Below are 6670 nucleotides of genomic sequence, written 5' to 3'. Positions count from 1 at the left end.
CCCGCAGGCCGGCACCGGCCGCCGGACGCTCCGCCGCGGCCGCGCCGGCACCGGCGCCGAAGAGCTACGACATGCCGGCCGGATTCCCGGGCTCGTGGTCCGGGACGGTCAGCCAGCCCGGCTCGACCGCGTACACGGTGAAGATCACTCTGACCAACGGTGACATCGGGGAGAACGTGGGCCGGGCCTCCTACCCGGATCTCGGCTGCATAGCCGATCTCTATCTGACGGACGTGGCCGGGTCGACGATCCGGGTCCAGGGACGGCTGGTGGTGAACTCGTACAACGCCTGCGTGGCGGCAACGCTCGATCTCGGTCTGCGGTCGAGCTCGTCGATGAACTATCTCGCGCAGTCACCGGGACTCGACGGCAGCGGCAGCGCGCTCCTCTACCGCTGACCCGCGCTGTTGATGATCTCCAGCCGCCGCACACGAAGGCGCTCGACGTCGAGCGTCGCGATCTGGAGGCTGCCCACCCGCGCCCGTCGGACCGCCAGCCGTCCGATCGCGAGCGCGCCCACGGCGAGGGCGCCCAGCGCCGTCGCGCCGAGGGCCAGCGCCCCGACGGCGAACGCGCCCACCGCCTTCGCCCCGGTGGCCACGACCACGCCGCCGGAGGCGGCAGGCACGATGTCGCCGGTGGCCTCGGATTCCTCACCGGCGGTGGATTCCTCACCGGTGTCCCGGGAAGTCGGCCGGCTGGCGGGCTGCGTCAGGTTGCTCATCCTGTCGAGAGTAGAGCCTTCCCGTGGGCTGTCGAGTTTTCCACCGGCCGGCCCGGTGGCTACTCGGCGGTAGGTTGTGCCCAGGCTTTCCGACCGCCCAGTATTCGGATATTCACGACCCGGCTGTCGCGTGACGAGCCACCCCGCGACGCCCGTTCGCGATGCCCACCGGCGCGGCCTGGCGCCATCCGGACCAGACGAACCAGGAGGGAGTCCGATGATGGACGGGCTCGAAGTGAAAGCCGCCGCGGACGGCGACACCGCCTCCACCGACGACCGCACGGCCCGCTCCGGTGATGCCGGCGCGACCCATGTCGCCAGCCCCGCGGACGGGCGGACCGGGCGGCGGCAGCCGATCCCGCTGGAGCCGTACCTGTTCGCCGAACCGCCGGCACAGCCGCTGGTGTCACTGCGCGTCGAACGCCACGGCGCGGTCGTCCGGGTCACGCTGCTCGGCCCGGGCAAGGGCAACACCCTGGGCGCGGACTTCTGGCGTGAGCTCCCGCAGGTGTTCACCGCCCTGGACGCCGACGACACCGTGCGGGCGGTGGTGCTCACCGGCTCCGGCAGCCACTTCTGTTACGGCCTGGACCTGGCGCTGCTGGCCGAGCTGGGCGACATCGCGGGCGACGGCGACGGCGGCCTGGCCCGGTTCCGCACCGGTTTCCTCCACCGGCTGCGTTCCATGCAGGACGCGCTGGACCTTGTCGCGTACAGCCGGAAGGCTGTCGTCGCCGCGGTCAGCGGCTGGTGTGTCGGCGGCGGGGTCGATCTGCTGGCCGCGTGCGACGTCCGGTACGCCAGCGCCGAGGCGCTGTTCAGCATCCGGGAGGTGAAGGTCGGCGCGGTCGCCGACCTGGGCAGCCTGCAGCGCCTGCCCGCCATCATCGGGGACGGGCACCTGCGGGAGCTCGCGCTGACCGGCAGGGACATAGACGCCGCCCGCGCCGAGCGGATCGGCCTGGTCAACGATGTGCTGCCCGACCCGGCCGGCGCGCTCGCCGCCGCGCACGCCTTCGCCGACGAGGTGGCGGCCAACCCACCGCTGGTCGTACAGGGCGTCAAGGACGTCCTGGGCAATGCCCGTTTCGCCGCGGTCGAGGCCGGGCTGCGCTATGTCGGGGCCTGGAACGCCGCGTTCCTCCATTCCCACGACCTCGCCGAGGCGGTGACGGCTTTCAGACAGCGGCGGCCGCCACGGTTCACCGGCCGATGATCTCGGTTCCCCGCGCGCGCCACGAGCCGCCAGCAGGCCCCGGCACGGACGTCACCCGGCCGCGCCGGCCCGGCGGGCAGGCGGGCAGGCGGAACCGCCTCGCTCATATACCGGATCGTCGTCCCTGGGACGGATAGGCTGACGCAACGGCAGCGTCCGGCCGCGGCCACGTCCGTGCCGGGCGGAGGGGGCGCCCGCGTCGGGCGGAGCGGGCATCGTCGGCTGGTGGTCCCGGCCGGATGCCGGCTCGGCGGCCAGATGTTAAGAGCGGGCCCCGGCCAGCGGTCCGGCCGGGAGGGCCCAGCCCGGAGCCGACGGTCGGGAGGACGGTGCGGACGGCATGCCAATGATGTGCGCGGTCACGTTTTCGCCACGTGGACGGCTCTACTACGCCGATCCCGGACCATACTCGCCGAAGGTCGGGGACAAGGTTCTCATCCCCACCGACGCCGGCCCCGAGGTAGCCGAATGCATGTGGGCGCCGCAGTGGGTCAGCGACGACATCGGCGGGCTTCCGGTCCTGGCGGGAATGGCGCAGACGGCCGACGTCGAACAGCACGCGGCCTCCCGGCGACGCCGGGCGCAGGCGCGCGTCACGGCAAAGCGGCTGATCCGCGAGCACGAACTGCCCATGAAAGTCGTGGGTGTCGACCACATCCCGGCCGAGAACATGTTCACGATCTATTTCACCGCCGACCACCGGGTCGACTTCCGAGGCCTGGTACGCGACCTCGCCCGTACCCTCGCGGCCCGGATAGACCTGCGCCAGCTCTCCGCCCGGGACAGCGCACGCATCCAGGGGGGAATCGGCTCCTGCGGACGTGACCTGTGCTGCGCCACCTTCCTCACGGACTTCGAGCCGGTCAGCATCCGGATGGCCAAGGACCAGGATCTCCCGCTCAACCCCATGAAGATAAGCGGTGCCTGTGGCCGGCTGATGTGCTGTCTGCGCTACGAACATCCGCTGTACGAACAGTTCAAGGCCGAGGTCCCGGCCGTGGGCGCCCGGGTGAGCACACCCGACGGCGACGGGCGGGTCGTCTCCCACGACATACCGCGTGACCGGGTCGTGGTCAGGCTGGACGCCGGTGGCGGGCGATGCGCGTGTAGCCGGGCGAGCGTCTGCGGCTCACGCAAGGAGTACGAGGCAGCCCATCCCGGGCCGGGCACGGCCCCGGGCGGAGCGGACGCCCTGGCGAGACAGCCGGGCGCCGCCGAGAGCCCGGACGCCAGAAACCCGGCCCCGGCCCCGGACAACAGTGGGGACGCGGCGGGGACAGTGCATCCGATGGTGCCCGGCCCGGCGGCCCCACCGCTGGCCACGCCGGACCAGGCCGTCGCGCACCCGGCCCCGGCGGTGGCAGCCCCGGCGGCGCCGCCACCGGACAACGCCCGGACCCGGCGCCGCCTGCGCCGGCAGGCATCCCGTGACACGGACAACAGCCAGCCCGCCCCGGAGGCCTCCCCGCCCGGGCAGCACCCCGGCGGCCGTTGACCCGCCGCCGGGCGGCGATGAGATCACGGATCGAAGCGGTATCCCATACCACGCAGGGTCGTGACGAGCCGACGCTGCGGTGGACGTCCCTCGACCTTGGTCCGCACCCGGCGGACATGCTCGGTGACGGTCGCCGGATCCTGGAAACGTGTGCCCCAGACCTGTTCCAGCAGTTCTTCACGGCTGAAAACCCGGCGGGGGTGGCTCGCCAGGAAAGCGAGCAGCTCGTATTCACGCGCGGTGAGATCGACGCGCTCGCCGGCGACCGCGACCTCCCGGGCACGCAGGTCGATGGAAACGTCTCCGTAGACGAGCGGGTCGTTCCCATCGCTGGTGCGCTGCGGTGGTGGCTCGACGGGGCGACGGCGCAGCCTGGCCCGTACCCGTGCCACGAGTTCCCGCAGGGAGTACGGCTTGACCACGTAGTCGTCGGCCCCGAGTTCCAGACCGACGACCCGGTCGACCTCCTCGGCCCGGCCCGTCAACATGATTACAGGTACTTCGCTGGTCTGCCGCAGCCGGCTCAGTACAGCGAAGCCATCCATACGCGGCATCGCGACGTCAAGCACTACGAGGTCGATTTCGGTCGTCTGGAAAAGCTTGAGCGCGGTCTCGCCGTCAGCCGCCTCGAGCACCCGATAGCCGAACCGTTCAAGGCTGCGGGCAAGCGCAACCCGAGAAGCTTCGTCGTCCTCGGCGACGAGCAGGGAAGCCCCCCTCGTTGCTGTTGCAGTTGCGTCCCCGGTCATGGCCGAAACCCTACGCAAGCTCTCCGGAACCGCTGCGAGCGGGGTATCGGTATGTGCGAGGAACCCCGATTTCGGCACGTTACAGTAGTGCAACGGCTACTTATTGTCAATGAAAGGACATCGGAGACACACGGGACCGGGAGCCCTCGACGACTCCCGGCCTCGACCCGGCCGCAACATGAAAGAAACATGATCTTCCTGCCCTCACCCCTGAACGATCACCCATACCGTCGCATCCACATCAGCGGGATTCGCCGGGCCGCCGAACCGCCGGAGAGCGACCGGCCCCCGCCCGCGCCGGCCCCCGCCCACGCCGAAGATCCGCGGCCCTCGTCGCAGCACCGTCACCGCCTTCCTTCGCGGCGCCCGCCACCGACCGGCAGGACCACCCGGACCGGTCTGGCATACTCGGTGAGGCTGGATTCCTCGGGGTGCCGGCAACGCGGGAAGATTCACGATCAGAAGATTTATGATCAAGAGGTTCGTGATCCTACCGCCGGTCAGCCCGTGGAGCCAGTAACACGCCGGAGTAGCTCAGTGGCAGAGCAATCGCCTCGTAAGCGATAGGTCGCGGGTTCAATCCCCGCCTCCGGCTCAGACCCCCTCTGACCAGGGCGGGACCAAGCCAACAGCGATCACGTTGAGATAGCTCATGGTCGGTGACCTATCAACTCATGCGATCAGGCGCCGTACCGGATGGGTGGACGTCCGACGCGCTCGGCGAGCATGACACCATCGCGACCCGCTCTCGGGCCGAGATGGTCCACATGTCGGCTGGCTGCCGTCGGCCTCCACAGCATCTACGGAACCGGTAGTCCGGCCGGCCCGACGCGTCGCCGATGCGGCCATCCGGCGGGTGATTTTTCTTTGAGAAGCCCGGTCGTTCGCGCGACGGACGCGGACGGGAGCACGGTGCGGCCAGCCGGCCGAGGGGGCGCGCCGTGCGACAATCGATCTCATGAGCGTGGATGTCACGATCCCCCCGTATGGGGTGCGCAACCGGGTTGAGCGTACGGCCCCGGCGATCCGGGCCGCACTCAGGCCCGATCAGCGCGTCGACTTCGAAGCCGAGTTCCACGCGGCCGTCATCGAAGTCGATGACGCCATCGACCTGGCGCCACTACTCCGAGTCATCGACCGCTGGTGGCCCTGGGCCGTGCTCGCGGCCAATCCCGAGATCCAGGCGGGTGCCACCGAAGACCGACGCCGGCTTGCCGCTGGCGACCTGTCCGTGCTTGGAGGGACCACGACCTACCCCCACGCAGACAGCACGAGGAAATAAGAGATCCATGGCCCGGTACACGGTCCGTTGGCTGACCTACGCCGAACAGCTACGAGACAGCCTGCCACCTGCGGGTCGTCGTGAACTTGACCAGCTGCTGGACCAGCTGACCGCCGACCCCAGGCAGCACAGCACCTGCGACAAGTACAGCGAACAGTGGACCGCTGCTTTCGGCGCCTACGGAGTCCTGCTCTACAGCATCGAAGATAATCTTCATACGATCACCGTGCTCCGCGTGACCTGGAGTGGCTGATCAGGGCACCGGCTCCATGACCCGGGAACAGGTCGTGGGCGCTGTTGCCTGACTCCTGGACCGCATCGGGGATGCGGTCCAGGAGTCAGGCGCCCATGCGCCGGACGGATCCTCCGCAACGGAAGACGTCCGGGTGCCGCTCCGCGGATCCCGAACGAACCCGCGGTCCGGCGAACCGGTCAGGCCGACCTGACCTCCGGGGCGGGGTGCCCCGGGACGTCCAGGGCGGCGGCGTCCGGCACGGAACCGTCGTGGTGCCCCTGCGCGGCGGCATCCTCCTCCTCGCGCCGGATCGAGGCGAGAATCTCCCGCTCCGCGTCGGCGCGGCCGACCCACGACGCACCCTCGACCGACTTGCCCGGCTCCAGGTCCTTGTAGACCTCGAAGAAGTGCTGGATCTCCAGCCGGTCGAACTCCGGAAGATGCCTGATGTCCCGCAGGTGCTCCTGCCGGACGTCCGCGACCGGCACGCACAGCACCTTGTCGTCGGGGCCCTTCTCATCGCTCATCTGGAACATGCCGATCGTCCGGCACCGGACCAGGCAGCCCGGAAAAGTCGGCTCCTCCAGCAGGACGAGCGCGTCCAAAGGATCACCATCTCGACCCAGCGTACCCTCGATGAAGCCGTAGTCCGAGGGATAGTGGGTGGATGTGAACAGCATCCGGTCGAGCCGGATCCGCCCGGTGTGGTGATCCATCTCGTATTTGTTCCGCTGCCCTTTCGGGATCTCGATGGTCACATCGAACTCGAGGTCCACTCCATCCCCTGTCGTGTCTGTGGGCGCGTCCCGTCCGGAGCGCCCTTGTGTTGTGTACTTGTTACCAGTGTCAGCATCCACGTACGTCACCTCGAAGGTCGCGAGCCGATCCGGCGGTGACGATTCACTGTCAGGGCGGGAGCCCACGGTGAAATCCGCCGGGGCTGGGTCAGCCCAGGGTCCACCCGGGAAG

7 protein-coding genes, 1 tRNA gene and 1 pseudogene are annotated in these 6670 nt (G+C 69.7%); 6 read left to right on the top strand and 3 right to left on the bottom strand.

Annotated elements, in window-relative coordinates; all coding sequences use genetic code 11:
- A pseudogene (locus NBX02_RS03160) lies at positions 1–398 on the top strand (hypothetical protein); the annotation flags it as partial.
- On the opposite strand, the gene NBX02_RS03155 reads toward NBX02_RS03160, so the two are convergent.
- Positions 389–724, bottom strand: coding sequence for a hypothetical protein (locus tag NBX02_RS03155; RefSeq protein ID WP_250287500.1), 336 nt, complete (start codon positions 722–724; stop codon positions 389–391). The pseudogene NBX02_RS03160 and the gene NBX02_RS03155 sit on opposite strands and share 10 nt — an antisense overlap.
- A gap of 220 nt (positions 725–944) precedes the next feature.
- Between NBX02_RS03155 and NBX02_RS03150 the strand changes: the two genes are divergently transcribed.
- Together NBX02_RS03150 and ricT are read left to right on the top strand one after the other, a co-directional pair.
- Entirely contained in the window at positions 945–1940 is a 996-nt protein-coding gene (locus NBX02_RS03150; RefSeq protein ID WP_250289910.1) for a crotonase/enoyl-CoA hydratase family protein, read from the top strand.
- Positions 1941–2280: 340 nt separating this feature from the next.
- Positions 2281–3435, top strand: coding sequence for a regulatory iron-sulfur-containing complex subunit RicT (gene ricT / locus NBX02_RS03145; protein WP_250289909.1), 1155 nt, complete (start codon positions 2281–2283; stop codon positions 3433–3435).
- 23 nt (positions 3436–3458) lie between these two features.
- Here the strand turns inward: ricT and NBX02_RS03140 are convergent, their stop codons facing one another.
- Complete coding sequence (locus NBX02_RS03140) at positions 3459–4184, bottom strand: response regulator transcription factor (protein ID WP_250287106.1); 726 nt, start codon at positions 4182–4184, stop codon at positions 3459–3461.
- Between the two features lie 523 nt (positions 4185–4707).
- On the opposite strand from NBX02_RS03140, the gene NBX02_RS03135 reads away from it, so the two are divergent.
- The 3 genes from NBX02_RS03135 to NBX02_RS03125 all read left to right on the top strand — a co-directional run bounded on the left by NBX02_RS03135 (position 4708) and on the right by NBX02_RS03125 (position 5719).
- Positions 4708–4779 (top strand) — tRNA-Thr (locus NBX02_RS03135).
- 363 nt (positions 4780–5142) lie between these two features.
- Complete coding sequence (locus NBX02_RS03130) at positions 5143–5466, top strand: DUF6247 family protein (protein ID WP_250287108.1); 324 nt, start codon at positions 5143–5145, stop codon at positions 5464–5466.
- A gap of 7 nt (positions 5467–5473) precedes the next feature.
- Positions 5474–5719, top strand: coding sequence for a type II toxin-antitoxin system RelE family toxin (locus tag NBX02_RS03125; protein ID WP_250287111.1), 246 nt, complete (start codon positions 5474–5476; stop codon positions 5717–5719).
- A 179-nt stretch (positions 5720–5898) separates the two neighbouring features.
- On the opposite strand, the gene NBX02_RS03120 is transcribed toward NBX02_RS03125, so the two are convergent.
- Entirely contained in the window at positions 5899–6477 is a 579-nt protein-coding gene (locus NBX02_RS03120) for an inorganic diphosphatase (RefSeq protein ID WP_445548229.1), read from the bottom strand.
- Between the last annotated feature and the right edge of the window lie 193 nt (positions 6478–6670).

Origin of the sequence: Protofrankia sp. CiP1_Cm_nod1 (assembly GCF_920888515.1) — a bacterium.
Lineage (GTDB): Bacteria > Actinomycetota > Actinomycetes > Frankiales > Frankiaceae > Protofrankia.
Note: the sequence above shows the minus strand (reverse complement) of the source record. Positions and strands in the feature narration are given on the sequence as shown.